The sequence below is a fragment of the Streptomyces sp. NPDC054872 genome (genome assembly GCF_053610705.1).
The window spans coordinates 11,715-37,602 of the sequence record NZ_JBSGYY010000059.1 but is presented as its reverse complement, the minus strand read 5'-3'; the positions used below and the strand labels follow the sequence as shown (position 1 = coordinate 37,602).

Below are 25,888 nucleotides of genomic sequence, written 5' to 3'. Positions count from 1 at the left end.
GGCACATTTTGGCTACAGGCACCTCCAGGCTGTGGACAAACGGTTCTGCACAGCCTGGGATGGATGCAGTACGTCCATGGTAGGGAGGCGGGGGGACATGGCATCTGAACGAATGGCCGACGGACGCGACGGTGATCGTCCGGAAGGCCGGTCCGGTGACCGCCAGGAGGGTCTGCCCCGCCCGAGGGACCCGGCCGGCGACCGCCAGGAGCCCCTGCCCCGTCCGCTGGACTCGATCGACCGCGACATCCTGCAGATCCTGCACACGGACGGTCGCGCGTCGATACGGGCCGTGGCCGAGCGCGTCCACGTGTCACGGGCGAACGCGTACGCACGCATCAACCGGCTCATCGACGACGGCGTGATCCGTGGCTTCGGCGCCCGGATCAACCATGAGCGAGCGGGCCAGGGCGCGTCCGCGTACATCACGCTCAAGATCGTCCAGAACACCTGGCGCACGGTCCGCGAACATCTGCGCACGCTGCCGGGCGCCTCTCACATCGCGCTGGTCAGCGGCGACTTCGACGTACTTCTCCTGGTGCACACGCCGGACAACCGAGCGCTGCGCGAGCTGGTCCTGACCCGGCTGCAGTCCATCCCCGAAGTACTCAGCACGCGTACGTTGCTGGTCTTCGAGGAGGACGACCTGGAGCCGGAGAGCTGACCGGGCCGGAGGACCGTTCCGTCAGCCGCCGCTGCGCAGCCCCGCGAAGGCCAGCTGGACGACGGCGTCGGCGACCTGCTCGCCCGACGAGGCACCACGGGCGTCCGGGCGGTACCACTCCACAATGGAGTTGATCATCCCGAAGAGCAGCCGGGTGGCGAGGCGCAGCTCGACGTCCGAGCGCAGGTCGCCGTCGGCCACGGCCTCCTTGAGGAGGTCGGCGACCTGCTGGTCGAACTCCCTGCGCCGCTCCATGGCCCACCGCTCGGTGTCCGTGTTGCCGCGCACGCGCAGCAGCAGCGTGACGTAGGGCAGTTCCGCGATCAGCACCTCGACGGTGCGCCGCGTGACGTGCTCCAGGCGCTGCACCGCGGTGCCCACGCGCGCGTGGTCCTCGGTGAGGATCCCGAAGAGCCCGTCGAGCGCACGGCTCACCGCGCGGCGGAGCAGCTCCTCCTTGCCGGAGACGTGGTGGTAGATCGAGGACTTGGAGATCCCGGCGGCCTTGGAGAGGTGCTCCATGGAGGTGCCGTCGTAACCGCGCTCGTTGAAGACCCGGACCGCCACCGTCAGGAGGGTCTCCGGGGTGTACGTGTCGCGCCTGGTGGTGGTCATGAGTGGTCCTCTCGCGCTGCCGCGCGGCGCAGCGCCGGGGAGGGCGCGTAGCGGCCGGTGGGGTACTCCAGGTGCAGGCTCTCCAGCGTTTCGCGGACCCAGCCCGCGCCGAGTTCCTCGCCCCACGCGAGCGGTCCGCGCGGGTAGTTGACGCCCAGGCGCATCGCCGTGTCGACGTCCTCCTTGTCGGCGACACCGCGCGCGACGGCGTCCTGGGCGAAGTCGACGAGCATGGCGACGGTACGGGCCACGATCAGCCCCGGGACGTCGGCGACGACGCTGACCTGCTTGCCCAGCGCCTGGAAGAGACCCACGGCCTCGCCGAGCTGGTCCTCGCGGACCGTCGCGGCGGGCGCCAGGGCCATCCTGGTCGCCGACCTGTAGTCCAGCGCGAGGTCGAAGTGGATGACCGGTGCGTCGGCGTCGTCCGCGGCACAGCCGTCGGCAAGGAAGAGCTTGCCGCCTGCGGGCAGTTCGATCCAGCCCGGGTGGTCGGGGTCGATGGGCTCCTCGTACGCGACGTCGATCCCGGCGCCGACGATCAGCTCGACGAGGGCGTGCGCCTGGAACAGCTTCCCGTGCACCGCGACGGACGCCGGGGCCGCCGCGGGCGCCGCGGTGTGCGGCTCCGCGCGCGGGGCGTCGTCTCCGTACGCGTACCAGCCCTGCCCCGACTTGCGGCCCAGGCGGCGCGATTCGACGAGGCGGCGCTGGGCGAGAGACGGCGTGAACTTGGGGTCCTGGAAGAAGGACTCCCATACGGAGCGGGTGACGGCCTCGTTCACGTCCTGGCCGATGAGGTCGGTGAGCTCGAAGGGGCCCATTTTGAAGCCGCCGCATTCGCGCAGGACGGCGTCGATGGTGGCCGGGTCGGCGGCCCGCTCCTCGTGCAGGCGCAGCGCCTCCGCGTAGAAGGGGCGGGCGACGCGGTTGACGATGAAGCCGGGGGTGTCCGCGCTGCGCACCGGTGTCTTGCCCCAGGCGCGCGCCGTCTCGTACGCGCGCGTGGCCGCCGTTTCGTCGGTCGCGGAGCCGCTGACGACCTCGACGAGGGGAAGCAGCGGCGCGGGGTTGAAGAAGTGCAGGCCGACGAAGCGGCCGGGCTTCTTGAGCGTGCCCGCGATGGCGGTGACGGAGAGGGAGGACGTGTTCGTGGCGAGGAGACAGTTCTCGTCGACTATCTCTTCCAGCTCTTCGAAGAGGCGCTGCTTGACCGGCAGTTGCTCCAGGATCGCCTCGATGACGAGTCCGCACCCGGTGAGCTCGGCGAGGCCGGCGACCGGTGCGAGCCGGTCCCCCGCTGCGGACCGGTCGTCAGCCGTGAGCCTGCCCTTCTCGACGAGTCGGTCCAGACGTGCGCCGATCGCCGAGGCCGCGGCTTTCGCCTGCCCCTCCACGGCGTCGTACAGCCGCACGGGGTGGCCCGCCAGCAGGGCGACCTGGGCGATGCCCTGGCCCATGGTGCCGGTGCCGACCACGGCAACGGGGCTGCTGAGCTCGAGTGCTGTCATGCTCGCGATCCTCCCGCACGAGGTGTCCGCCGGAGGTGCGGGGGTGCCCGGCGAGAAGTTGTCCACAGGTTCGGCGGACCCCCTTGTACCGACCGATCGTTCGGTTACTCTAGCTCTGTCCGTCCGTTCCCGCACTGCCCTGCCCAGCTCGCCGGCTCGACGAAGAGCCGGCTCGACGAGGAGTTGGTCCGATATGGCCGCCGAACTCACCGCGCACCAGCTGATCGCCACGCACCGGCCCACACTCGACCAGGCGCTGGAGACGATCCGCACGCGCGCGTACTGGTCGCCGCACCCCGAACACCCCAAGGCCTACGGCGAGAACGGCAGCCTGAGCCTGCCGGACGGCAAAGCCGCCTTCGACGCCCTCCTGGGCAGCCGCTTCGAGCTCGACCAACCGGGCACGGACGACTGGACAGGCGCGGAAGTCTCTCCGTACGGGCCCGAGCTGGGCATCACGTACCCCCACCCGGACATCGACACGCTGTTGCCGGCGATGCGCACCGGGATGCGCGCCTGGCGCGAGGCGGGCGCGGAAGTGCGCGCGATGGTCTGTCTGGAGATCCTGTCGCGCATCAGCGCCCGCACGCACGAGATGGCGCACGCCGTCATGCACACCAGCGGCCAGGCCTTCATGATGGCGTTCCAGGCGGGCGGACCGCACGCCCAGGACCGCGGCCTCGAAGCGGTGGCGTACGCGTACGTCGAGCAGGCCCGCACCCCCGACAACGCGGAGTGGTCCAAGCCCCAGGGCAAGCGGGACCCGATCGGCCTGGACAAGCGCTTCACACCCGTGGCACGCGGCATCGCGCTCCTGATCGGCTGCAACACCTTCCCGACGTGGAACGGCTACCCGGGCCTGTTCGCCTCCCTGGCCACCGGCAACCCCGTCCTGGTCAAGCCCCACCCGCGCGCGGTGCTCCCGCTCGCGCTGACGGTGCGCATCGCGCGGGAGGCCCTCGCCGACGCGGGCTTCGACCCGAACCTGGTGTGCCTGGCCGCCGAGCGACCGGGCGAGGGCATCGCCAAGACCCTTGCCGTCCGCCCCGAGATCAAGATCATCGACTACACGGGGTCGACCGCCTTCGGCGACTGGCTGGAGGCCAACGCCCGCCAGGCGCAGGTCTACACGGAAAAGGCCGGCGTGAACACGGTCGTCGTCGACTCGACGGACAACTACAAGGGGATGCTGTCCAACCTGGCCTTCTCCCTGTCGCTCTACAGCGGCCAGATGTGCACGACGCCGCAGAACCTCCTGATCCCCCGGGACGGCATCACGACGGACGCCGGAGCGAAGTCGTACGACGACGTGGTGTCCGACCTCGCCGCATCGGTGAACGGCCTGCTCGGCGACGACGCCCGCGCGAACGGCATCCTCGGCGCCCTGGTCAACCCGGACGTGAAGGCCCGCCTGGAGGCGGCGGCAGGACTCGGCGAAGTGGCCCTCCCCTCACGGGAGATCAGCAACCCCGAGTTTCCTGACGCCGTGGTCCGCACCCCGGTCATCGTCAAGCTGGACGGCGCGAAGCCGGACGCCGAGGCGGTCTATCTGGACGAGTGCTTCGGTCCCGTCTCCTTCGCCGTGGCGGTCGGCTCGGCCGCGGACGCCGTGGAGCTGCTGCGCCGCACGGTGCGCGACAAGGGTGCGATGACGGTCGGCGCGTACACGACGTCGGACGAGGTGTCCGGCGCCGTGGAGGAGGCCTGCCTCGAGGAGTGCGCCCAGCTCTCCTTGAACCTCACGGGCGGCGTCTATGTGAACCAGACGGCGGCCTTCTCGGACTTCCACGGCTCGGGCGGCAACCCCGCCGCGAACGCCGCCCTGTGCGACGGCGCCTTCGTGGCCAACCGCTTCCGTGTGGTGGAGATCCGCAGGGACGCCTGACGCTCCGGCGGCGGGTTCAGGCCTCCACGCCCGGAGGCCTGCCCGCCGACCAGTGGAAGAGCGTCATGCCGACGCTGGTGGCCAGGTTGTAGCTGGAGACCTGGGGCCGCATCGGCAGGGACACCAGGTGATCGGCGCGCTCCCTCAGCGGCGCCGACAGACCGCTGCGCTCGGACCCGAAGGCCAGCACGGCATCGTCCGGCAGCTTGAGACCGCGGATGTCATCGCCCTCCGCGTCGAGTGCGAACACCGGCCCCGGCGGCAGCTCAGCGACGTCCATCCGCTCGACGGCCGTGGCGAAGTGCAGGCCCGCGCCGCCGCGTACGACCGTGGGATGCCAGGGGTCGAGCGTGCCGGTGGTGACGACTCCCGTCGCCCCGAACCCCGCCGCGAGCCGGATCACAGCCCCGGCGTTGCCCAGATTGCGGGGATCGTCGAGGACGACGACCGGCGCGCTCCTCGGCATACGGGCCAGCGCGTCGAGGTTGGCCGTGCGGGAAGGGCGTGCCGCCAGGGCCGCCACTCCCGTGGGATGCAGACGCGGCACAAGGGCGCGCAGGGCGCTGTCCGGTACCTGGACGAGGAGCGCGTCGAGGGCGTCCCGCACATCCGGCGCGAGCTCGTCGGCGAGGGCGAGCACGGCCGCCCTGTCACTGGTCAGCGCCGAGGGGACGTGTGCCTCGAAGCGCAGCGCGTGCTTGATGGCGTGGAAGCCGTCGAGGAGTACGGAGGTCTCGGCGCTCTCTCGCCAGGCACGCACGGCACCGTCCGGGTCACGCTGGTGCGTCCCGCTCATCCCACGTACGTCCCGTTCATGAGGGAAAGCCTACGCGCGCGTGCTCGGTGGTTTCCGGGGCCGGTTCGTCGTCCGTCCCACGCTGCCCCGGCACCGCGCCGGGGCGCGGCAGACGCGCGAACAGCGCTCCACGCGCGCGTGCCGTCCATCCGCCCACACGGCGCAGGAACGTCGTCGGCAGGAACACCGCGTCGGCCGCGATCATCGCGAGCGAGAAGAAGGGCAGGCCGAGGAGGACCGCGATGACCGCGTGCTCGAAGATCATCGCCGCGAGGAGGACGTTCTTGACCCGCCTGTTGAAGAGGGTGAAGGGGAAGGCGACCTGCACGGCGACCGTCCCGTACGTCACCAGCATCACCATGAGGCCGTGCGAGACGAGCAGGTCGGAGAGTGCCGGCCAGGGGGAGAAGTAGTCGAGGCGCAACGGGTAGTAGACGGCCGTGCCGTCCTGCCAACGGCTGCCCTGGATCTTGTACCAGCCGGCCGTCGCGTAGATCAGACACGCCTCGACCATGATCACCAGCAGTGCGGCGTTGTGCGCGAGCCTGACGATGACGTCGAGCAGCTTGCGCGCCTCGCCGTCGGGCGCGCGCCGTCCGACGGCCCACCACAGGGCGTGCGCGCACCACAGCCCCCAGAAGACCAGCAGCCAGCCCCCGCTGAGCTCCCCCATGAACGTCACCACGGACAGTCCGAGCCCGAGGACCCACCACAGCACGGGCCCGACCCTGTCGGCGCGCTGTGCCGTCTTCGCCAGGTCGACCGGCGTCTCCCCCTGATCGACGGACGCGGCACGCGCGCGTGCCGCGCGGCGGGCGTCGAGCGACCAGACCTGGCCGCAGCGCGTGAACACCAAGTAGGTGGCCATGAGGTGGATGACGTTGTCACCGCCGTCGCCCATGAAGATGGAGCGGTTCTGCAGCGAGAGCACGCCGATCATGAAGAGCACGGACATCGTGCGTGTGCGCCAGCCGAGCATCAGCAGGGCACTGCTGAGGATGGCGAGTACGTAGACGACCTCGAACCACACGCGTCCGTCGGACCACATCAGGGCCGTGAAGGCGTCGTTCTCCGCGATGAGCTGCTGGGCCATGTCCCAGCTCCACGGGCTGTCGGGGCCGTAGAGCTCCTGGCGGTGGGGGAGTTCGCGCAACAGGAAGAGCAGCCAGGTGGCGGCGAACCCGATACGGATCACGGCGGTCTGATAGGGGCCGAGAGCGGACGCGGTGACCCACTCGATGCCGCGCCCGAGCAGGGAGCCGAAGCGGTTCATCGGGCGTCCACCTCAGCTCCCCGGGCCTGGCCCAGGGGCATGTCGTCGGGTGTCACGGACCACCACGGCAGTTGCCGGATCACCGGTTTCGTCGCGACCTTCTCGTCGCTCCACTCGGGGGGCGGCACATTCGTGGTCCTGGAGCGGACCTGGATGCGCTCGATGGTGGCGCCCCGGCCCAGGGGTTGCTCACGCTCGACGCGCATCATCACGATGCGGCGGATGTAGCGCTCCGAGAGCTGCCCGCGCAAGCCGCGGGGACGATTCTGCGCGTCGTGCGCGGCCACGTAGAAGTCCCAGGCCCTGCGCAGTTCGTTCTGCTGCGTATGGCTGGGCAGCAGATTGCCGTCGATGGCGGCGCCGTCGCGCGCCGAGAGGTCGTACCAGTCGGTGGTCCGGGTCGACCCGTCGACCGTGCGGATCTCGGCGCGGGCCTGCACCGCGATGTTCTGCTGCATCGGGTTGGGAGCGAAGAGCTTCCAGTTCTGCTCGAACTCGGGGTAGATCCAGTCATCGACGGCCTGCCCGTGCTGCTTGGTCATGGTGTTCGCGGGGGCGACATGCAGGAAGAGCATCCCGACGTGGACGCAGGCCGTGACGGCGATGAGCGCGAGTGCGAGCGCGGCCACCGCCTGGTAGCGCGGGGAGAGGGCGGCGATACCGGCGCGGGGCTCGGGCGGGGCCGCTGTCGCCGGGGGATGGGGCGGCGTGTTTCCCGGGCGGGTGGCTCCCGGGGCGGCATCCGGGCCCGCTCCCGGGGCGGCTTCCGACGGCGGGGCGGCGGGGGCGCCGTCGGCGGGCGAGGGGACAGCGTCGAAGGCCGGGGGCGGCGACTCGTGCGCATTGTTGTCGTTCGCGTCCATTTGGCCCCGATTCCGATCCCGCACGGTGATGCGCCCGTCGGCCGCCCGTCACACGGCTCTCTACCGCCCGTCGCAGCGGAACGGTACTCATGCCTGCGCGCCAGGCACAGCGTCCGTGAAGTTATCCACAGGGTTGACACCTTATGGCGCTGAGCCGCACCATTGAATTCCACGAACCGAACGATCGGTCGGTAGCTAGCTAAAGGTCGAGGGGGACCGCGATGGCGACAGCAGCCGAGCATCAGACGGCCCGGTCCGGGCCGGACCAGGCAGCGGCCGACGCCGCACGCACGGCGGAGCACGAAGCGGCATTCGACGCCGCGGTCGCCGCCGACGAGCGCATCGAGCCCCGGGACTGGATGCCCGACGCCTATCGCGCCTCACTGGTCAGGCAGATCGCCCAGCACGCCCACTCCGAGATCATCGGCATGCAGCCGGAGGCCAACTGGATCACGCGCGCCCCGTCCCTGCGGCGCAAGGCGATCCTGATGGCCAAGGTCCAGGACGAAGCCGGTCACGGCCTGTATCTGTACAGCGCGGCCGAGACCCTGGGCACCAGCCGTGACGAGCTGCTCGACAAACTGCACTCGGGCCGCCAGAAGTACTCGTCGATCTTCAACTACCCCACGCTGACCTGGGCCGACGTCGGCGCGATCGGCTGGCTGGTGGACGGCGCCGCGATCACGAACCAAGTCCCGCTCTGCCGCTGCTCGTACGGCCCCTATGCCCGCGCGATGGTCCGCGTCTGCAAGGAGGAGTCGTTCCACCAGCGCCAGGGATATGAATCGCTGCTCGCCCTCAGCCAGGGCACCGAGGCCCAGCACGCCATGGCGCAGGACGCGGTGGACCGCTGGTGGTGGCCGTCCCTGATGATGTTCGGCCCACCCGACGACGAGTCGTCGCACTCGGAGCAGTCGATGACCTGGAAGATCAAGCGTCACTCGAACGACGAGCTGCGCCAGCGCTTCGTGGACATCTGCGTCCCCCAGGCCGAGTCCCTCGGGCTCACGCTCCCCGACCCGGACCTCGTGTGGAACGAGGAGCGGGGACATCACGACTTCGGCCCGATCGACTGGACGGAGTTCTGGGCGGTCCTCAAGGGCAACGGCCCGTGCAACGACCAGCGGATCACACAGCGCAGGAGCGCGCATGAAGAAGGCGCGTGGGTGCGCGAGGCAGCAGCGGCGTTCGCCGCCAAGCACGGGGAGGCGAAAGTATGAGCAGCTCGACCGACTGGCCGCTGTGGGAGGTGTTCGTGCGCTCCCGCCGTGGGCTCTCCCACACGCACGCGGGCAGCCTGCACGCGCCGGACGCGGAAATGGCCCTGCGCAACGCCCGCGACCTCTACACCCGCAGGAGCGAAGGCGTCTCGATCTGGGTCGTGCCGTCCACCCAGATCACCGCCTCATCGCCCGACGAGAAGGACTCCTTCTTCGAACCGGCGGGTGACAAGCCCTACCGCCACCCGACCTTCTACGACATCCCGGACGGGGTGAAGCACCTGTGACCGCGCCACTTGCCCCGACGGCCACCGCCACCGCTCTCGCCCTGGGTGACGACGCCCTGGTGCTCTCGCACCGACTGGGGGAGTGGGCGGGTCACGCGCCCGTCCTCGAAGAAGAGGTAGCCCTGGCGAACATCGCCCTCGACCTGCTCGGCCAAGCACGCGTCCTGCTCTCCCTGGCCGGGGACGAGGACGAACTGGCCTACCTGCGCGAGGAACGCGCCTTCCGCAACCTCCAGCTGGTCGAGCAGCCGAACGGCGACTTCGCCCACACCATCGCCCGCCAGCTCTACTTCTCCACGTACCAAACCCTGCTGTACGGCGAGTTGGCGAACGGCGACAGCACCTTCGCCCCGCTGGCGGCGAAAGCGGTCAAGGAAGTCGCCTACCACCAGGACCACGCGGAGCAGTGGACGCTGCGGCTCGGTGACGGCACCGCGGAGAGCCATGAGCGGATGCAGCGCGGGCTCGACACGCTCTGGCGGTTCACCGGCGAGATGTTCCAGCCGGTGGAAGGCCTCGACTACGCGACGGCCGGCTCGGCAGGCGTCGACTGGACGGCGCTGCACACGAGCTGGACGGCCTCGGTGACCGCCGTCATCGAAAAAGCGACCCTGACCGTGCCCACCGGCCCGCAAGAAGGGGCCTGGGCGGCGGGCGCGGGCCGCCAAGGCCTGCACACCGAATCCTTCGGACGGATGCTCGCCGAGATGCAGCACCTCCACCGCAGCCACCCGGGGGCGTCATGGTGACCACCGCCCTCGAGGAAGAGCTCCTTGCCCTGGCGGGCTCCGTGCCCGACCCGGAGCTGCCGGTCATCACCCTGGCCGAGCTCGGAGTGCTGCGCGGCGTCCACGTCCGCGGCATCGGCAAGGTCGACGTCGAACTGACCCCCACGTACACCGGCTGCCCGGCCATAGAGACCATGACCGCCGACATCGAGCAGGTCCTGCGTGAGCGCGGCATGGCGGAGATCTCCGTGCGCACCGTGCTCTCCCCCGCCTGGTCGACGGACGACATCAGCGCCGAGGGCCGCCGCAAACTGGCGGAGTTCGGCATCGCGCCCCCGCGCCCGCACAGCGCCGGCGGTCCGATCCCCCTCACCCTCTCGGTCCGCTGCCCGCACTGCGGCTCGACCGACACCGAACTGCTCAGCCGCTTCTCGTCGACGGCCTGCAAGGCTCTGCGCCGGTGCGTCTCCTGCCGTGAACCCTTCGACCACTTCAAGGAGCTGTGATGGCCCGCTTCCACCAGCTCCGGGTAGCGGCGGTCGAGCGGCTCACCGACGACTCCGTGACGCTGACCTTCGACGTGCCCCCCGCCCTGCGCGAGGAGTACCGCTTCGTGCCGGGCCAGCACCTCGCCCTCCGCCGCTTCGCCGACGGCACCGAGATCCGGCGCACGTACTCGATCTGCGCACCCGCGCCCCACCCCGAGAGCCCCTCGGAGCCGCGAACCCTGCGGGTCGGGGTGCGCTTCGTCGAAGGCGGCGCCTTCTCGACGTACGCCCTGAAGGAAATCGCCGTCGGCGACCTTCTCGAAGTGATGACCCCCGCCGGGCGCTTCACGCTGGAACCGGCACCCGGCCGCTATGCAGCGGTGGTCGGCGGCAGCGGGATCACCCCGGTGCTCTCCATCGTCACGACACTCCTCGAACGCGAACCACACGCCACGTTCTGTCTCATACGGAGCGATCGCACCGCCGCGTCGACGATGTTCCTGGAGGAGGTCGCCGACCTCAAGGACCGCTGGCCGGACCGATTCCAGCTGGTCACCGTGCTCTCCCGGGAGGAGCAGCAGTCGGGCCTCGACTCCGGACGGCTCGACGAGGAGCGGCTCAGCAGGCTGCTGCCGGCGCTGCTGCCCGTCCAGGAGATCGCGGGCTGGTTCCTGTGCGGGCCCCTCGGTCTGGTGCAGGGCGCGGAGAAGACACTGCGCGGCCTCGGCGTGACGCGTCAGCGCATCCACCAGGAGATCTTCCACGTGGACGGCGGACTCGCCTCCCCCATCCCCGCCGGCACGACGACCACCCCCGCGCACAGCACCGTGACGGTGACGCTCGACGGGCGATCCGGCACCTGGCCGGTGAAGGACGGCGAATCCCTCCTCGACACCGTGCTGCGCAACCGCGCGGACGCGCCGTACGCCTGCAAGGGCGGGGTGTGCGGGACCTGCCGGGCCTTCCGGGTCTCGGGCGAGGTGCGGATGGACCGCAACTTCGCCCTGGAGCCGGAGGAGACCGAAGCGGGCTACGTGCTCGCGTGCCAGTCCCACCCGGCCACGGACACCGTGGAGTTGGACTTCGACCGCTGAGGACCGTCCCACCGCCCACCCCCTCGACTGCGGCCTCGCTGTTCCCTTCCCGTAGAACCTGTTCTATCTTGACGACCCGTCAGAAACGGCGGGCGTGGCAAGGACAGAACCGTCGGGCCGGTGCGCGGGAGGACAAGCAGTGGACTTCACCTTCACCGAGGAACAGCAGGCCGCAGTCGAGGCGGCAAAGGCGCTCTTCGCCTCCGTCACACCCGACGGAGTACCGAGCCCCGCCCTCGTACCGGACGCCGTCGCCGAGGACTTCGACCGCCCCCTGTGGGCCAAGCTCGCCGAAGCCGACCTGCTGAGCCTGCTCCTCGCCCCCGAGCACGGCGGCGCAGGCCTCGACGCCATCGCCCTCTGCCTGGTCCTGCGCGAGGCCGCGAAGAAGCTCGCCCGAGTGCCACTCCTGGAGAGCAGCGCCGCCGCGTACGCCATACAGACCTACGGCAGCCAGGAGTTGAAGCAGCGCATCCTGCCGAAAGCAGGCCGCGGCGAACTCGTCCTGACCGTCGCGGCGAACGGCCGCAGCGGCCACGACCCCGCCGAACTGGCCGTCACCGCACGCCAGGACGGCGACGCCTGGCTGCTCGACGGCACACAGACCGCCGTGCCCTGGGCACAGAACGCCGACCTCATCGTGGTGCCCGCCCACACACCCGCAGGACGCACCGTCCTCGCCCTGATCCCCCGCGAGCACGACGGCCTCACCCTCGCCGAGCAGGCATCCACGAGCGGCGAACGCCTCGGCGAGATCAGCCTCGAATCCGTTCGGATCGACGGCGCCGACGTCATCGAGACCGACGCAGCCTGGGACTGGCTGCGCGACCTGCTCACCACCGGAACCTGCGCCCTCGCGCTCGGCCTCGGTGAAAACGTGCTGAGCATGACGAGCGAATACACCGGCAAGCGCGAGCAGTTCGGCTTCCCCGTCGCCACGTTCCAGGCCGTGGCGGTGCAGGCGGCCGACCGTTACATCGACCTGCGCGCGATGGAGGTCACCCTCTGGCAGGCCGCCTGGCGCATCAGCACCGGCGCGAGCGGCGCACTACCCGCCACGGGAGACGTGGCCGTCGCCAAGATCTGGGCATCGGACGGCGTACGAAGGGTGGTGCAGACAGCACAGCATCTGCACGGCGGCTTCGGATCCGACACCGACTACCCCCTGCACCGCTACCACGCGTGGGCCAAGCAACTGGAGCTGTCCCTCGGCCCGGCAGCGGCACACGAGGAGGCCCTCGGCGACCTACTGGCCGCCCACCCCCTCGGCTGAAGGCCGCAGACCCAAAACCTGAGCCCCAAAGCCCAAGCCCAAGGCACAAAACTCAGGGCCCAAAGCCCCGCTGAACTAGATCACGACGCCCGGCTGGCCCTTGTCGTCGACGACGGGCCGGCCCGCGGCCTCCCAGCTCTGCATGCCACCGTCGACGTTCACCGCGTCGACCCCCTGCTGGACGAGGTACATGGCGACCTGCGCCGAACGCCCGCCGACCCGGCAGATGACATTGACCTTGCCGTCCTGCGGGGCAGCCAAGGTCAACTCACCGAAACGGGAGACGAACTCGCTCATCGGAATGTGCAGCGCACCCGCGGCGTGACCCGCCTGCCACTCCTCGTCCTCACGGACGTCAAGGAGAAAGTCGCCGCTCGCGAGGTCGTCGACACCGACCGTGGGCACATGAGATCCGAAAGCCATGCGTCCGACGCTACCCGACCCGCTAGGCGGTCAGCCGCGCGAGCTCCGCCTCGCGCTCGGTGACCTGCGCGAGCAACTGCTCGGCGATCTCTTCGAGGAGCTGATCCGGATCGTCCGGCGCCATCCGCAGCATCGCGCCGATCGCGCCCTCCTCCAGCTCCCGCGCGACCACGGAGAGTAGCTCCTTGCGCTGGGAGAGCCACTCGAGCCGTGCGTAGAGCTCCTCGCTCTTGCTCGGCCACTGCTGCTCGGGCACAGGACCCGCCGCCCACTCCTCGGACAGCTCCCGCAGCAGGGGCTCGTCCCCACGCGCGTACGCGGCGTTCACCCGCGTGATGAACTCCTCGCGGCGGCCACGCTCCTGGTCATCCTGGGCGAGGTCGGGGTGGGACTTGCGGACGAGCTCGCGGTAGAGCTTGCGGGCCTCGTCACTGGGCCGCACCCGCTGCGGCGGCCGCACCGACTGATCGGTCAGCATCGCGGCCGCCTCCGGGTAGAGGCCCTCACCGTCCATCCAGCCGTGGAACAGCTCCTCGACCCCCGGCATCGGCATGACCCGCGCCCGCGCCTCGTCCGCCTTGCGCCGGTCCTCGGGGTCACCACTACGGGCGGCCAGGGCCTCGGCGATCTCGGCGTCCAGCTCGTCGAGGCGCGCGTACATCGGGCCGAGCTTCTGGTGGTGCAGCCGGGAGAAGTTCTCCACCTCGACCCGGAACGTCTCGACGGCGATCTCGTACTCGATCAGCGCCTGCTCCGCCGCCCGCACCGCCTTCTCCAGCCGGTCCTCCGGCCGCGCGGCGCCGCCCTGCCCCGCCGCCCCGTCAGGGCCTCCGCGACCGGCGGTCACGGGATCAAGATCGGGATCGGGCGTCTGAGGCTGCGTAGGCTCGGCTTCCGGGGTCGTCACCCGACCAGCCTAGGCCACCGTGCCCCCGCCCCGACCGAGCGGCGGCCGGGCCCGCGCGGGAGCCGCCAGGGCCCTCTCCCCACACTTCCGGCAAACAGGGGGGCCTCCCCCTCCCCTCCCTCCCCCCCCCCACCCCCCCTCCTACCCCACCCCCCTCAAACCCCCACCTCCGCCACCACCCGCCCCTCCTTCACCGCGCGCACAAGCTCCGCGTGGTCGGCCTCTGTCCGGTTCGCGTACGCCACCGCGAATTCCGCCATCGCCGTGTCCAGCTCGTCGTTCTTGCCCACGTAGCCGGCGACGAGCCGCGGGTCGGCGCTGTGCGCGTGGGCGCGGGCCAGAAGCGCTCCGGTCATCCGGCCGTAGTCGTCGATCTGGTCGGCGGCCAGTGCCGCCGGGTCCACGCTGCCCTTGCGGTTCCTGAACTGCCGTACCTGGAAGGCGCGCCCGGCCACGGTCGTCCACCCCAGCAGGAAGTCGCTGACCACTTGCATCCGCTTCTGCCCGAGCACCACCCGGTGGCCTTCGTGCGCGACCTCGGGCACCGTGAAGCCCGCCGTGGGCAGGTGCGGAAGCAGAGCGGAGGGCCGTGCCTCCTTGACCTGGAGCACCAGCGGTTCGCCCCGGTGGTCGAGCAGCAGCACCACATACGACCGCAGGCCCACGCTGCCCGTGCCCACGACGCGGAAGGCCACGTCCTGGACGGCGTACCGCGCAAGGAGCGGCAGCCGGTCCTCGGACAGCGTGCCGGCGTAGTCCGCGAGGGCGGCGGCGACCTCGGCGGCCTCCGCGTCCGGTATTCGGCGGAGCACCGGTGGGGCGTCGACGAAGCGGCGGCCCGGGAAGCCGGTCTCGTCCTCCGTGCGTTCGGTCGATTTGGCGGCGAACTTGGCGCTCGTGTTGTGCCGTGCCTTCTCGGAGACACTCTCCAGGGTGCCGAGCAGGTCTTTCGCGTCCGTGTGTGAGACGAGTTCCTCGTCCGCGATGGCGTTCCACGCGTCGAGCGCGGGGAGCTTCGCGAGCAGCCGCATCGTGCGCCGGTACGCCCCCACCGCGTCGAACGCCGCTTCCTTGCAGACGTCCTCGCTCGCTCCGGCCTCACGCCCGGCGAGCACGAGCGAGGCCGCGAGCCGTTTCAGGTCCCATTCCCAGGGCCCGTGTCCCGTTTCGTCGAAGTCGTTCAGGTCCATGACGAGCCCGCCCCGGGCGTCCCCGTACAGGCCGAAGTTGGCCGCGTGGGCATCGCCGCATATCTGCGCGCCGATGCCTGTCGCGGGGGTTCGCGCGAGGTCGTAGGCCATCAGGCCTGCGGCTCCGCGCAGGAAGGCGAAGGGCGAGGCGGCCATTCGGCCCGTCCGGATGGGTGTGAGTTCGGGGAGCCTGCTGCGGTTGGTCTCCTGTACGGCGTCGACCGGATCGGGGCGACCGTCGTCCTCGACGAACCACTCGTGCGAGGCACGGCTGACGCGGGCCCGCAGCGCCTTGCCTTCCCGTTTCGGCGAGATCTCCGCCCCGGCAGCACCTTCCGAAGCCCCCGCGTCCGCACCCGCCCTGCCGCGCTGTGAGGGCCACCGTGCGAACCCCTCCACGTACGGCAGTCGCGCGCTCTTGAACTCCGTCATGCTCACCCCCACCGTCCGGGCGCCCCCCGCGGGCTCACCTGGCATGAAGGTACCGCCGGGTGCCGGGCGGCGGCAGAGCCTGTGGACAACCTGCGGCCTGTGGACAACTCGGCGCGCCGGCAGGGGAGGCCGGTGACATAGATCACCATGATCATCGTCCCGGGGCGTACGCGCGCACCCACTCCGGGAGCACAACGAGAAGCGGGCCCCCACCAGGACTTTCATCCTGGTGGAGACCCGCTCCACATGGTGCGCGAGGGGGGAGTTGAACCCCCACGCCCTTTCGGGCACTGGAACCTGAATCCAGCGCGTCTGCCTATTCCGCCACCCGCGCATGGGTGTTGTCTTGGGTCTCTCACCGCTTGGTGCGAACACTTTTCGGTGCGAGCGCCTTCCGACATCCAGAAGATTAGCACGCTGGCAGGGGTGGATTCACATCCGTATTCGGGGGCACCTGCCCTGTTGATCCGGACAGAAGCGGGCGGGGCCGACCGTCCGACCGACCGACTTGCGCCGTACCCGGCGAAGCTCCGCAGTCGGGTGCGCGACACTGGTTTGAGGCCCCCTCTACGATCCCTGTTAGAGGAGCCTGAGAGGAGCCCGGACGGATCCCGGAACCCTGGTGCGGGCATGCCTTGTGAGAGGCGACACTCATCGACTGGGCGGACAGGGGGAACCAGCCGATTTCCCGGCGCGTGGATACGATCAGTAAGCAGTACCAGGATGACTACGACGGAGGAGGTGCCCCATGGGAGTCATGAAGAAGTTCGAGCAGCGACTCGAAGGTCTCGTCAACGGCACCTTCGCCAAGGTGTTCAAGTCCGAGGTCCAGCCCGTCGAGATCGCCGGCGCCCTGCAGCGCGAGTGCGACAACAACGCGACGATCTGGAACCGCGAGCGGACCGTCGTCCCCAATGACTTCATCGTGGAGCTCAGCGCGCCCGACTTCGAGCGGCTGAGCCCCTATTCGGGGCAGCTCGGCGACGAGCTGTCCGGGATGGTGCGCGAGTACGCCAAGCAGCAGCGGTACAGCTTCATGGGCCCCATCAAGGTTCACCTGGAGAAGGCCGAGGACCTCGACACGGGCCTGTACCGGGTGCGCAGCCGCACGCTCGCGTCCAGCACCTCCCAGAGCCCCGAGGGCGCCCCTGTCGGCCCTTCGGGCCCCGCGGGTGCCGGTCACAGTCCCGCCAGGCCCCCTGCGGGCGGCGCGGGCGGTGGCTATGGCTATCCACAGTCCGCCCAGCCCTCCAGCGCTCCTCCCATGCCTGCCGCGCCTCCTCCCGGCGGCCGTCCCGGCGGACCCACGCCGGTGCCGAACCGTCCTCAGGGGCCCGGCGCCGGACCTCTTCCGGGTGCGCAGGTGCGGCGCTGGATCGAGATCAACGGCAATCGCCATCAGATCTCCCGCCCGACGCTGGTGCTGGGACGCAGCACCGACGCCGATGTGCGGATCGACGACCCCGGCGTATCGCGTCGGCACTGTGAGATCCGGACCGGAACGCCCTCGACGATCCAGGATCTCGGGTCTACCAACGGCATCGTGGTAGACGGGCAGCACACCACCCGCGCTACGCTCCGCGACGGCTCGCGGATCGTCGTGGGCCAAACCACCATCGTTTACCGGCAAGCCGAAGGGTGAAGCGGGGGCAATGTCAGAGCTGACCCTGACGGTCATGCGGCTGGGTTTCCTAGCCGTTCTGTGGCTGTTCGTGATCGTGGCCGTCCAGGTCATCCGTAGCGACCTGTTCGGAACACGCGTCACACAGCGCGGTTCGCGCCGTGAGAACGCGCGACCGCAACAGGCCGCCCGCCAGCAACAGCAGGCGGCCACACCACCTCCCCAGCGCCAGCAGCAGGGCGGCGGACGGCAGCGCCGTGGCGCCCCCAGCAAGCTGGTCGTGTCCGAAGGGATCCTCGCGGGCACGACGGTCGCCCTGCAGGGCCAGACGATCACGCTGGGCCGGGCGCACGATTCGACGATCGTGCTCGACGACGACTACGCGTCCAGCAGGCATGCCAGGATCTACCCGGACCGTGACGGCCAGTGGATCGTCGAGGATCTCGGGTCCACCAACGGCACGTATCTGGACCGGACCCGACTCACCACCCCGACGCCTGTTCCGCTGGGCGCGCCGATCCGCATCGGCAAGACCGTCATCGAGCTGCGGAAGTAGTACGAAAATGAGCGAGCGGAGCGAGCGAGCCGACGCGGTCCACACACTGGACGCCAGCGCGCTCCCGACCGGAGGGTGGGCACCGTGCGGATGTACCCGGAGCCGACGGGCGAGGTGCGCATGAGTCTGTCTTTGCGCTTCGCCGCCGGATCGCACAAAGGCATGATCAGGGAGGGGAACGAGGACTCGGGTTACGCCGGTCCGCGTCTCCTCGCGATCGCCGACGGCATGGGGGGCCAGGCCGCGGGTGAGGTGGCGAGCTCCGAGGTGATCTCGACGCTCGTCACCCTCGACGACGACGTGCCGGGATCGGACATCCTCACGTCGCTCGGCACCGCGGTGCAGCGCGCCAACGATCAGCTGCGTCTGATGGTCGAGGAGGACCCCCAGCTCGAGGGCATGGGGACGACCCTGACCGCCCTGCTGTGGACGGGGCAGCGCCTCGGTCTCGTACATGTGGGCGACTCGCGCGCCTATCTCCTGCGGGACGGTGTCCTCACGCAGATCACCCAGGACCACACCTGGGTGCAGCGTCTGGTCGACGAGGGCCGGATCACCGAGGAAGAGGCGACCACCCACCCGCAGCGCTCCCTGCTGATGCGCGCGCTGGGCAGTGGTGAGCATGTCGAGCCGGATCTCTCCATCCGTGAGGTCCGCGCCGGCGACCGCTACTTGATCTGCTCGGACGGTCTCTCCGGTGTCGTCTCGCACCAGACGATGGAAGACACCCTCGCGAGCTACCAGGGCCCTCAGGAGACCGTGCAGGAGCTCATCCAGCTCGCGCTGCGCGGCGGTGGGCCCGACAACATCACGGTGATCGTCGCCGATGTCCTGGACATCGACAGCGGTGACACCCTCGCCGGCCAGCTCTCGGACACCCCCGTGGTCGTCGGCGCCGTCGCGGAGAACCAGCTTCAGTCGCAGGACGACGGCGCCATGCAGACACCTGCGGGCCGTGCGTCGGGCCTCGGCCGCCCGGTGCCGCCGCAGCCTTCCGGAGGCGGCTTCGGGCCGCCCGGGAGCGGCGACACGACGGGGTACGTCCCCGAGGGGAACTTCGGGGCGTACAGCGACGAGGACTTCGTCAAGCCGGGTGGTGGCCGCAAGTGGCTCAAGAGATCGCTCTACACGGTGCTCGCCCTGGCGGTCATCGGCGGCGGTCTGTACGGCGGCTACCGCTGGACCCAGACTCAGTACTACGTGGGCACGAACGACAAGAACGTCGCCCTGTACCGCGGCATCGACCAGGATCTGGCGTGGGTCAGCCTGTCGAAGGTCGAGGAGAACTACCCCGAGATCGAACTCAAGTACTTGCCGCCGTACCAGCGCAAGCAGGTCGAGGGGACCATCCCCGAGGGCAATCTCGACGACGCCAAGAGCAAGATCGAGGAGCTCGGCCTGCAGGCCTCGGCCTGCGAGAAGGACGCCAAGCGCCGCGAGGCCGAGCGCGAGAACGCCAAGCCCGGCGAGGGTGAGGCGGGCGGCACGACCGGCCTGTCGGCCAAGGCTCCCACCGATGATCCGACGGATCCGGCGGACAAGAACGACACGAACGACAAGAACAGCTCGACCGACAAGAACAAGTCCAAGACCGCACCGACTCCCACACCCGGCCCCAGCCTCTCCGAGGACGAGGAGAAGCTGGTCCCGCTGTGCGGTAAGCAGTAAGCAGCCGTTGGGGGCCTTTGCACGCCATGAGCAGTAGCACTACACACACGTCGACCATCGGCGCGATCGGGGCGCCGAGCAGGCGCAACACCGAGCTCGCGCTCCTCGCGTTCGCCGTCGTCATCCCGCTGTTCGCCTACGTCAACGTGGGCCTCGCGATCGACGGCGAGCTGCCGTCCGGCATGCTCGGCTACGGCTGCGGGCTCGGACTGCTCGCTGGCATTTCGCACTTCGTGGTGCGCAAGTTCGCGCCGTACGCCGATCCTCTGCTGCTGCCCCTGGCGACGCTGCTCAACGGGCTTGGCCTAGTGGTCATTTGGCGACTAGACCAGTCGAAGCGCCTGCAGCAGCTGCCCAACTTCAGCCCGGCCGCTCCGAACCAGCTCATGTACTCCGCGATCGGGATCGCCCTGTTCGTCGGCGTTCTGCTCCTGCTCAAGGACCATCGCGCCCTGCAGCGCTATACGTACATTTCGATGGTCGGTGCCCTGATCCTGCTGCTCTTGCCCCTGGTTCCCGGTCTTGGCATGAACGTCTTCGGCGCCAAGATCTGGATTCGCGTCGGCGGATTCTCCATTCAGCCCGGTGAGTTCGCCAAGATCGTCATCGCGATCTTCTTCGCGGGCTACCTCATGGTGAAACGGGACGCCCTGGCTCTGGCCAGCCGCCGCTTCATGGGCCTGTACCTGCCGCGTGGCCGCGACCTGGGTCCCATCGTCGTCATCTGGATTATCTCGATCCTGATCCTGGTCTTCGAAACCGACCTCGGCACCTCTCTGCTGTTCTTCGGCATGTTCGTCGTCATGCTGTACGTAGCCACGGAGCGCACCAGCTGGATCGTGTTCGGGCTAATGATGTCCGCGGTCGGCGCGGTCGGCGTCGCGTCCTTCGAGCCGCACGTCAAGCAGCGCGTCGACGCGTGGCTCGACCCCATGCGCGAGTACACGCTGAGCCAGGAAGGCGTGGTCGGGCACTCCGAGCAGGCGATGCAGGCCCTATGGGCCTTTGGCTCCGGCGGCACGCTGGGCACCGGCCTCGGCCAGGGCAATTCAGACCTCATCAAGTTCGCCGCAAACTCGGACTTCATCCTCGCCACCTTCGGCGAAGAGCTCGGCCTCGCCGGAATCATGGCGATCCTGCTGATCTACGGCCTCATCGTGGAGCGGGGTGTGCGAACCGCCCTCGCCGCGCGTGATCCGTTCGGCAAGCTCCTCGCCATCGGCCTGTCCGGCGCCTTCGCTATTCAGGTCTTCGTGGTCGCCGGCGGCGTCATGAGTCTGATCCCGTTGACGGGTATGACCATGCCTTTCCTCGCGTATGGCGGTTCATCAGTAATCGCCAACTGGGCGCTGATCGGTATTCTGCTCCGCATCAGCGACACGGCTCGCCGCCCCGCGCCCTCGCCCGCCCCGAACCCAGATGCTGAAATGACCCAGGTGGTTCGACCGAGCTGAGCCCTGTCATCGTCAAACCGAGCCGGTGACGGCAGGGCACGAGTGTTCAGCTGCCCTCCCGAGACAGGACTATGGCCCCTGACCGTACATTCTGGTCAGGGGCCATAAATCTATCTGGACAAGCGCTAACTAGTCAGCCTTGGTCGTATCGACGATTACCTTTTCCGCTCGCATGAGACGGTATTGTGAGTCAGAACCGCCGATTTCCTTGATCTTGAATCGGTAGTCACCAGACGGCAGGCCAGTCCAGACGCCCGTACTCGTCTCGTCACCGTCACCCCGAGAGAAACACTCCGTGAAGGTCTTGGAGCCGAAGCTGGTGTTAGTTCCCGTCATGCGGATCAGTTCCACCGTAACGCTGTTGAACACGTGATTACCGTCACTGGCAAAACAGCGCTTGAAGTGGATCTGGGTGTAGCTTTCGTCGGCCCACTCTCGCGACGCAAAGTTAGGCCGCACGCCAGCCAGTTCGCTTTCCCAGGTAGCGTAGGCATTAGTGGTGGCAATCATTGTGACACCCAGGAAAACTCCCGCAACGGTGCCGAACCTCTTGATGTTGTTCTTCATAGTCCCCCCAGCTCATCCGCCATGGCACAGCATTTACGCCATGACCTCATGCTCCGTTTGTGAGGGTGGCATGACTGATCGCCCCCCCTGGATCGAGTAAGTTACTCAAAACTTTTCACTGCCGCAACAAGGAAGTCAGCGTATGAAGCTTTACTCGACACACCCGCCACTACGAGATATTTGACCAATTGAGACATTAAGGACTTCCCCCGCAGGGGGTGCTTTCGGCCATCGAAGCGGAACAGTTTGCTAACGTTGTTGACGTAAAAAGACCAAAGCCTCACGCTTGTAGCGGCGTTTTTGGGTTGCTAGCGCACCCCCTCCACACCCCTTCTGCCAATAGCTGCGGATCAAGGGTTTGCATTTCCGAATCCTGCCGAGTGAAGCGTAGAAGCCTTTCGACCCCAGCCGAGGCGGCGCCTTTACCGCTTACACCTTCGACTCGACCACCTATGTCCCATTTCCTCACCATATGTGCATTGCCGTGTCGATCGGACGCTCCATCCAAGTGGCCATCGCGACGCGACCAAACCGGAGCTAGTTCGTCATGTGCTGGAACCCCTGACGCACATCCCCATACATGAGCCCCGCCAACCAGGCACCGGGCCGCCCGCTCACTCACCGTTAAGCGACTGGCTGTAGTACTAGAATCTTCCGGACCTGGCCATGGTGACCGCAAGTCGAAGAGGTTCGGACCGTGAACAAGCCGCTACGCCGGATCGCGATGTTTTGTGGTCTGCTCATCCTTGCCCTGCTCGTCCGGGACAACTGGCTCCAGTATGTGCAGGCCGACACCCTCGCCAAGGACGAGAAGAACCGCCGCGTGACCATCGAGCGGTACGGCACTCCGCGCGGCGACATCATCGTGGACGGCAAACCGGTCACGGGCTCCAAGCAAACGAGCGGCGGCAACGACCTCAAGTACCAGCGGACGTACACCAACGGGTCTATGTGGTCTCCGGTGACCGGCTTTGCATCGCAGAGCGTAGGCGCGACACAGTTGGAGTCCATCGAGGACGGCATCCTGACCGGCAACGACGACCGCCTCTTCTTTCGCCGCAGCCTCGACATGCTGACCGGCGAGAAGAAGGAAGGCGGCAACGTCGTCACGACACTCAACTCGGCAGCGCAGAAGGCCGCGTACAACGGCCTGAAGGGTCGCGGCAAGGGCGCGGTCGCCGCGATCGACCCGTCCACGGGTGCGATCCTGGCGCTGGCCTCAGCACCGTCGTACGACCCCTCCACCTTCGCCGGATCTGACGCGGACGCCTTTCAGAAGCTGGACAAGAACAAGAACAAGCCGATGCTCAACCGCGCCCTGCGCGAGACGTACCCGCCGGGCTCCACCTTCAAGGCGGTGACGGCCGCGGCGGCCCTGGAGCACGAGCTCTACACCGACGTCGACGCGCCGACCAAGTCGCCGCTGCCCTGGACGATGCCCGACACCCAGACGCCGCTGCCGAACGAGGGCAACATCCCCTGCAAGAACGCCTCGCTGCGTGAGGCGCTGCGGGTGTCCTGCAACACCGTGTTCGGCAAGATCGGCTCGGACCTCGGCAAGGACAAGATGCTCGAGACGGCCGAGAAGTTCGGCTTCAACGAAGAGCAGTTCGTGCCGGTCCGTTCGAACGCCTCCGTCTTCCCCGAGGAGATGGACAGGCCCCAGACCGCGCTCTCCTCCATCGGCCAGTTCGAGACGGCCGCGACGCCGCTGCAGATGGCCATGGTCGCCTCGGCCATCGCCAATGACGGCAAGCTGATGGAGCCGTACATGGTCAGCGAGCTGCAGGCGCCGAACCTGGACGTGATCGAGAAGCACGCGCCCAAGGAGATGAGCCGGCCGCTCTCCGAGGAGAACGCGCAGAAGCTCCAGGACATGATGGAGACGGTCGTCAACGAGGGCACCGGCACCAACGCCAAGATCGACGGCGTCACCGTCGGCGGCAAGACCGGTACGGCCCAGCACGGCGTCGACAACAGCGAGAACCCCTACGCCTGGTTCATCAGCTACGCCAAGACCGACTCCGGTTCGCCGGTGGCCGTCGCCGTGGTCGTCGAGGACAGCAAGGCCGGCCGTGACGACATCTCCGGTGGCGGTCTGGCAGCGCCCATCGCCAAGGACGTGATGCAGGCGGTGCTCGACAGCAAGAAGTGACCCCCGTCACGGCCTCTTCACATCAGTGCACGTTGCGATACCGGTCCTGTATCGGGTGACGGTCGTGGCCGGGTCACGTAAGGCGAGCCGGGTACGGTATGCCCGGACAGCACACCGCCGGACCACACAAGGGTGCGGTCGGGACTGACGGAGAGGGCTGGATTAGCTATGGAAGAGCCGCGTCGCCTCGGCGGGCGGTACGAGCTGGGCCAGGTGCTCGGCCGAGGCGGGATGGCGGAGGTATACCTCGCGCACGACACCCGCCTCGGGCGCACCGTGGCGGTGAAGACGCTGCGCGTTGACCTCGCGCGCGACCCGTCATTCCAGGCCCGGTTCCGCCGCGAGGCCCAGTCGGCCGCCTCGCTCAACCATCCTGCGATCGTCGCGGTCTACGACACCGGCGAGGACTACGTGGACGGGGTCTCCATCCCGTACATCGTGATGGAGTACGTCGACGGCTCGACCCTGCGTGAGCTGCTGCACTCCGGGCGCAAGCTGCTGCCCGAGCGCGCCATGGAGATGACGATCGGCATCCTCCAGGCCCTTGAGTACTCCCACCGCAACGGCATCGTCCACCGTGACATCAAGCCCGCGAACGTCATGCTGACGCGCAACGGCCAGGTCAAGGTCATGGACTTCGGCATCGCCCGCGCCATGGGCGACTCCGGCATGACGATGACGCAGACCGCGGCGGTCATCGGCACCGCGCAGTACCTCTCGCCGGAGCAGGCCAAGGGCGAGCAGGTCGACGCGCGCTCCGACCTCTACTCCACGGGCTGCCTGCTGTACGAGCTCCTCACGGTGCGCCCGCCCTTCGTCGGGGACTCCCCGGTGGCGGTCGCCTACCAGCACGTACGGGAAGAGCCGCAGGCCCCGAGCGTCTTCGACGGTGAGATCACGCCGGAGATGGACGCGATCGTCCTGAAGGCCCTCACCAAGGACCCGGACTACCGCTACCAGTCGGCCGACGAGATGCGCGCCGACATCGAGGCCTGCCTCGACGGCCAGCCCGTCCAGGCCACCGCTGCCATGGGCGCGGTCGGCTACGGCGGCCACCCGGATGACCAGCAGACGGCGATGCTGCGCCCGCAGAACGGCGGCGGCCAGACCTCGATGATGCCGCCGGTCGGCGGCCCTGACGACGGCTACGACGACCACTCGCGCCGCCGCCAGAAGAAGAGCAACACCTCGACGATCCTGCTGGTCCTCGCGGGGCTTCTGGTCCTGGTGGGCGCGATCCTGATCGGCAAGTGGGCGTTCACCGGGGGCGGTGGCGGCGACGACACGATCAAGGCGCCGAACTTCGTCGGCGAGAAGCTCGCGGACGCCAAGAAGTCCGCCAAGAACGTGGACCTCGTCCTCGACGCCTCCGAGAAGAAGCCGTGCGACAAGTTCCCGGCGGGCGAGATCTGCTCCCAGGACCCGGGCGCGAACGCCACGGTCAGCAAGGGCGACACGATCTCGGTGACGGTTTCAACCGGGGCGCCGAAGGTGGCTGTGCCGAAGGTGATCGGCCTGAACGTCGATGCCGCCACGAAGAAGCTCGAAGGCCCCAAGTTCGACTTCGAGGTCGACACCAAGCCGGTGGAGTCCTCGGGCACCGCGGGCGAAGTTCTCGACCAGGACCCGTTCGCCGGCACCGAGGTCGAAAAGGGCAGCAAGATCACCCTTGAAGTCGCCAAGAAGGCCGACAAGGCGACGGTCCCCGACGTCACCGGCAAGACCTGCGAAGAGGCCAAGGCCCAGCTGCAGACCAACGACCTCGTCGGCACGTGCGAGGAAGAAGAGAGCGACTCCGTCGAGCCCGGCAAGGTCATCTCGCAGAACCTCGCCCCGCAGAGCCAGGCCGACCCCGGGTCGACCGTCACGCTGAAGATCGCCAAGAAGGCCGAGCAGGCCACCGTGCCGGCCCTCACCGGTCAGAAGCTGAAGGACGCCCGCAAGGCCATCGAGGACGCCGGCCTCACGGTCGGCACCATCACGGGCCCGCAGGACGACGAAGCCCTCGTGGTCCTCTCGGATCCGCCCGCCAATCAGCAGGTCGCACCCGACACCGCGATCAACCTGACCACGGCAGGCGGCAACCAGGGCGACAACGGCGGCGGCAACGGCGGGGATGACGGAGGCGGCTTCCTCGGAGGCAACGCCGGCTTCTCCCGGAACGGCGAGGACTGACCCACTCCGTAGGAGTACGAAAAGAGCCCCGGACGCCGCTCAG

Annotated in this window: 23 protein-coding genes and 1 tRNA gene; 14 read left to right on the top strand and 10 right to left on the bottom strand. The window is 68.8% G+C overall.

The features are described from left to right. Positions 1–97: 97 nt before the first annotated feature. Positions 98–664 (top strand): Lrp/AsnC family transcriptional regulator, encoded by a 567-nt coding sequence (locus ACWGIH_RS41290; RefSeq protein WP_453451373.1) that lies wholly within the window; start codon positions 98–100, stop codon positions 662–664. A gap of 21 nt (positions 665–685) precedes the next feature. On the opposite strand, the gene ACWGIH_RS41285 is transcribed toward ACWGIH_RS41290, so the two are convergent. After that, positions 686–1,279 carry a TetR/AcrR family transcriptional regulator gene (locus ACWGIH_RS41285; protein WP_453451372.1) on the bottom strand — a complete coding sequence of 198 codons (594 nt, stop codon included), beginning with the start codon at positions 1,277–1,279 and terminating at the stop codon, positions 686–688. After that, positions 1,276–2,790, bottom strand: a complete 1,515-nt coding sequence (locus ACWGIH_RS41280) for a 3-hydroxyacyl-CoA dehydrogenase (protein ID WP_453451371.1) — start codon at positions 2,788–2,790, stop codon at positions 1,276–1,278. The genes ACWGIH_RS41285 and ACWGIH_RS41280 overlap by 4 nt, the downstream gene beginning before the upstream one ends. 193 nt (positions 2,791–2,983) lie before the next feature. On the opposite strand from ACWGIH_RS41280, the gene paaN reads away from it, so the two are divergent. Beyond that, positions 2,984–4,675: a phenylacetic acid degradation protein PaaN gene (gene paaN / locus ACWGIH_RS41275; protein ID WP_453451370.1), complete on the top strand. Its 1,692-nt coding sequence runs from the start codon at positions 2,984–2,986 to the stop codon at positions 4,673–4,675. Positions 4,676–4,691: 16 nt separating this feature from the next. Here the strand turns inward: paaN and ACWGIH_RS41270 are convergent, their stop codons facing one another. The 3 genes from ACWGIH_RS41270 to ACWGIH_RS41260 are packed head-to-tail and all read right to left on the bottom strand — an operon-like array spanning position 4,692 to position 7,607. After that, entirely contained in the window at positions 4,692–5,471 is a 780-nt protein-coding gene (locus ACWGIH_RS41270) for a TrmH family RNA methyltransferase (protein WP_453451369.1), read from the bottom strand. A 16-nt stretch (positions 5,472–5,487) separates the two neighbouring features. Beyond that, complete coding sequence (locus tag ACWGIH_RS41265) at positions 5,488–6,744, bottom strand: HTTM domain-containing protein (RefSeq protein WP_453451368.1); 1,257 nt, start codon at positions 6,742–6,744, stop codon at positions 5,488–5,490. Then, a complete protein-coding gene (locus ACWGIH_RS41260) occupies positions 6,741–7,607 on the bottom strand; it encodes a DUF5819 family protein (protein WP_453451367.1) in 867 nt (288 codons plus the stop codon). Before ACWGIH_RS41260 ends, ACWGIH_RS41265 begins: the two co-directional genes overlap by 4 nt. A gap of 221 nt (positions 7,608–7,828) precedes the next feature. Between ACWGIH_RS41260 and paaA the strand changes: the two genes are divergently transcribed. The 6 genes from paaA to ACWGIH_RS41230 all read left to right on the top strand — a co-directional run bounded on the left by paaA (position 7,829) and on the right by ACWGIH_RS41230 (position 12,697). Then, on the top strand, positions 7,829–8,827 hold the full coding sequence (gene paaA / locus ACWGIH_RS41255; RefSeq protein WP_453451366.1) for a 1,2-phenylacetyl-CoA epoxidase subunit PaaA: 999 nt from the start codon (positions 7,829–7,831) through the stop codon (positions 8,825–8,827). Continuing rightward, the gene (paaB, locus tag ACWGIH_RS41250) at positions 8,824–9,114 is read left to right on the top strand and encodes a 1,2-phenylacetyl-CoA epoxidase subunit PaaB (protein ID WP_160506146.1); all 291 of its coding nucleotides are present in this window, start codon (positions 8,824–8,826) and stop codon (positions 9,112–9,114) included. Before paaA ends, paaB begins: the two co-directional genes overlap by 4 nt. Beyond that, positions 9,111–9,863, top strand: a complete 753-nt coding sequence (paaC, locus tag ACWGIH_RS41245; protein ID WP_453451365.1) for a 1,2-phenylacetyl-CoA epoxidase subunit PaaC — start codon at positions 9,111–9,113, stop codon at positions 9,861–9,863. Before paaB ends, paaC begins: the two co-directional genes overlap by 4 nt. Continuing rightward, a complete protein-coding gene (paaD, locus tag ACWGIH_RS41240) occupies positions 9,857–10,348 on the top strand; it encodes a 1,2-phenylacetyl-CoA epoxidase subunit PaaD (RefSeq protein ID WP_453451364.1) in 492 nt (163 codons plus the stop codon). Before paaC ends, paaD begins: the two co-directional genes overlap by 7 nt. Further along, a complete protein-coding gene (gene paaE, locus ACWGIH_RS41235; protein ID WP_453451363.1) occupies positions 10,348–11,424 on the top strand; it encodes a 1,2-phenylacetyl-CoA epoxidase subunit PaaE in 1,077 nt (358 codons plus the stop codon). The genes paaD and paaE overlap by 1 nt, the downstream gene beginning before the upstream one ends. A 139-nt stretch (positions 11,425–11,563) precedes the next feature. Then, complete coding sequence (locus tag ACWGIH_RS41230; RefSeq protein WP_453451362.1) at positions 11,564–12,697, top strand: acyl-CoA dehydrogenase family protein; 1,134 nt, start codon at positions 11,564–11,566, stop codon at positions 12,695–12,697. Between the two features lie 75 nt (positions 12,698–12,772). Here the strand turns inward: ACWGIH_RS41230 and ACWGIH_RS41225 are convergent, their stop codons facing one another. The 4 genes from ACWGIH_RS41225 to ACWGIH_RS41210 all read right to left on the bottom strand — a co-directional run bounded on the left by ACWGIH_RS41225 (position 12,773) and on the right by ACWGIH_RS41210 (position 15,983). Then, positions 12,773–13,120 carry a rhodanese-like domain-containing protein gene (locus tag ACWGIH_RS41225; protein ID WP_453451361.1) on the bottom strand — a complete coding sequence of 116 codons (348 nt, stop codon included), beginning with the start codon at positions 13,118–13,120 and terminating at the stop codon, positions 12,773–12,775. 22 nt (positions 13,121–13,142) lie between these two features. Beyond that, positions 13,143–14,027, bottom strand: a complete 885-nt coding sequence (locus tag ACWGIH_RS41220; protein ID WP_453451360.1) for a J domain-containing protein — start codon at positions 14,025–14,027, stop codon at positions 13,143–13,145. A 155-nt stretch (positions 14,028–14,182) separates the two neighbouring features. Then, positions 14,183–15,649, bottom strand: a complete 1,467-nt coding sequence (locus tag ACWGIH_RS41215) for a DUF2252 domain-containing protein (protein ID WP_453451359.1) — start codon at positions 15,647–15,649, stop codon at positions 14,183–14,185. Positions 15,650–15,896: 247 nt separating this feature from the next. Beyond that, a tRNA-Leu gene (locus ACWGIH_RS41210) sits at positions 15,897–15,983 on the bottom strand. A gap of 414 nt (positions 15,984–16,397) precedes the next feature. On the opposite strand from ACWGIH_RS41210, the gene ACWGIH_RS41205 reads away from it, so the two are divergent. The 4 genes from ACWGIH_RS41205 (at position 16,398) to ACWGIH_RS41190 (ending at position 20,948) form a co-directional block, all read left to right on the top strand. Next, positions 16,398–17,291, top strand: a complete 894-nt coding sequence (locus ACWGIH_RS41205; protein WP_453451358.1) for an FhaA domain-containing protein — start codon at positions 16,398–16,400, stop codon at positions 17,289–17,291. 10 nt (positions 17,292–17,301) lie between these two features. Further along, complete coding sequence (locus tag ACWGIH_RS41200) at positions 17,302–17,826, top strand: FHA domain-containing protein FhaB/FipA (protein WP_361828992.1); 525 nt, start codon at positions 17,302–17,304, stop codon at positions 17,824–17,826. 120 nt (positions 17,827–17,946) lie between these two features. Beyond that, positions 17,947–19,494, top strand: coding sequence for a Stp1/IreP family PP2C-type Ser/Thr phosphatase (locus ACWGIH_RS41195; RefSeq protein ID WP_453451357.1), 1,548 nt, complete (start codon positions 17,947–17,949; stop codon positions 19,492–19,494). A 26-nt stretch (positions 19,495–19,520) separates the two neighbouring features. Beyond that, on the top strand, positions 19,521–20,948 hold the full coding sequence (locus tag ACWGIH_RS41190; RefSeq protein ID WP_453451356.1) for an FtsW/RodA/SpoVE family cell cycle protein: 1,428 nt from the start codon (positions 19,521–19,523) through the stop codon (positions 20,946–20,948). A 129-nt stretch (positions 20,949–21,077) separates the two neighbouring features. On the opposite strand, the gene ACWGIH_RS41185 is transcribed toward ACWGIH_RS41190, so the two are convergent. Beyond that, on the bottom strand, positions 21,078–21,515 hold the full coding sequence (locus ACWGIH_RS41185; RefSeq protein ID WP_453451355.1) for a hypothetical protein: 438 nt from the start codon (positions 21,513–21,515) through the stop codon (positions 21,078–21,080). Between the two features lie 697 nt (positions 21,516–22,212). Between ACWGIH_RS41185 and ACWGIH_RS41180 the strand changes: the two genes are divergently transcribed. Both ACWGIH_RS41180 and pknB read left to right on the top strand, forming a co-directional pair. After that, positions 22,213–23,670, top strand: a complete 1,458-nt coding sequence (locus ACWGIH_RS41180; RefSeq protein WP_453451354.1) for a peptidoglycan D,D-transpeptidase FtsI family protein — start codon at positions 22,213–22,215, stop codon at positions 23,668–23,670. A 168-nt stretch (positions 23,671–23,838) separates the two neighbouring features. Beyond that, entirely contained in the window at positions 23,839–25,845 is a 2,007-nt protein-coding gene (pknB, locus tag ACWGIH_RS41175) for a Stk1 family PASTA domain-containing Ser/Thr kinase (RefSeq protein WP_453451353.1), read from the top strand. Positions 25,846–25,888 lie beyond the last annotated feature (43 nt).

Excerpts from the sequence above, each read along its gene's own strand:
- ACWGIH_RS41290 (WP_453451373.1), top strand. The coding sequence starts at position 98 with ATGGCATCTGAACGAATGGCCGACGGACGCGACGGTGATCGTCCGGAA.
- ACWGIH_RS41285 (WP_453451372.1), bottom strand. The coding sequence starts at position 1,279 with ATGACCACCACCAGGCGCGACACGTACACCCCGGAGACCCTCCTGACG.
- ACWGIH_RS41280 (WP_453451371.1), bottom strand. The coding sequence starts at position 2,790 with ATGACAGCACTCGAGCTCAGCAGCCCCGTTGCCGTGGTCGGCACCGGC.
- paaN (WP_453451370.1), top strand. The coding sequence starts at position 2,984 with ATGGCCGCCGAACTCACCGCGCACCAGCTGATCGCCACGCACCGGCCC.
- ACWGIH_RS41270 (WP_453451369.1), bottom strand. The coding sequence starts at position 5,471 with ATGAGCGGGACGCACCAGCGTGACCCGGACGGTGCCGTGCGTGCCTGG.
- ACWGIH_RS41265 (WP_453451368.1), bottom strand. The coding sequence starts at position 6,744 with ATGAACCGCTTCGGCTCCCTGCTCGGGCGCGGCATCGAGTGGGTCACC.
- ACWGIH_RS41260 (WP_453451367.1), bottom strand. The coding sequence starts at position 7,607 with ATGGACGCGAACGACAACAATGCGCACGAGTCGCCGCCCCCGGCCTTC.
- paaA (WP_453451366.1), top strand. The coding sequence starts at position 7,829 with ATGGCGACAGCAGCCGAGCATCAGACGGCCCGGTCCGGGCCGGACCAG.
- paaB (WP_160506146.1), top strand. The coding sequence starts at position 8,824 with ATGAGCAGCTCGACCGACTGGCCGCTGTGGGAGGTGTTCGTGCGCTCC.
- paaD (WP_453451364.1), top strand. The coding sequence starts at position 9,857 with ATGGTGACCACCGCCCTCGAGGAAGAGCTCCTTGCCCTGGCGGGCTCC.
- paaE (WP_453451363.1), top strand. The coding sequence starts at position 10,348 with ATGGCCCGCTTCCACCAGCTCCGGGTAGCGGCGGTCGAGCGGCTCACC.
- ACWGIH_RS41225 (WP_453451361.1), bottom strand. The coding sequence starts at position 13,120 with ATGGCTTTCGGATCTCATGTGCCCACGGTCGGTGTCGACGACCTCGCG.
- ACWGIH_RS41215 (WP_453451359.1), bottom strand. The coding sequence starts at position 15,649 with ATGACGGAGTTCAAGAGCGCGCGACTGCCGTACGTGGAGGGGTTCGCA.
- ACWGIH_RS41205 (WP_453451358.1), top strand. The coding sequence starts at position 16,398 with ATGGGAGTCATGAAGAAGTTCGAGCAGCGACTCGAAGGTCTCGTCAAC.
- ACWGIH_RS41200 (WP_361828992.1), top strand. The coding sequence starts at position 17,302 with ATGTCAGAGCTGACCCTGACGGTCATGCGGCTGGGTTTCCTAGCCGTT.
- ACWGIH_RS41195 (WP_453451357.1), top strand. The coding sequence starts at position 17,947 with ATGAGTCTGTCTTTGCGCTTCGCCGCCGGATCGCACAAAGGCATGATC.
- ACWGIH_RS41190 (WP_453451356.1), top strand. The coding sequence starts at position 19,521 with ATGAGCAGTAGCACTACACACACGTCGACCATCGGCGCGATCGGGGCG.
- ACWGIH_RS41185 (WP_453451355.1), bottom strand. The coding sequence starts at position 21,515 with ATGAAGAACAACATCAAGAGGTTCGGCACCGTTGCGGGAGTTTTCCTG.
- pknB (WP_453451353.1), top strand. The coding sequence starts at position 23,839 with ATGGAAGAGCCGCGTCGCCTCGGCGGGCGGTACGAGCTGGGCCAGGTG.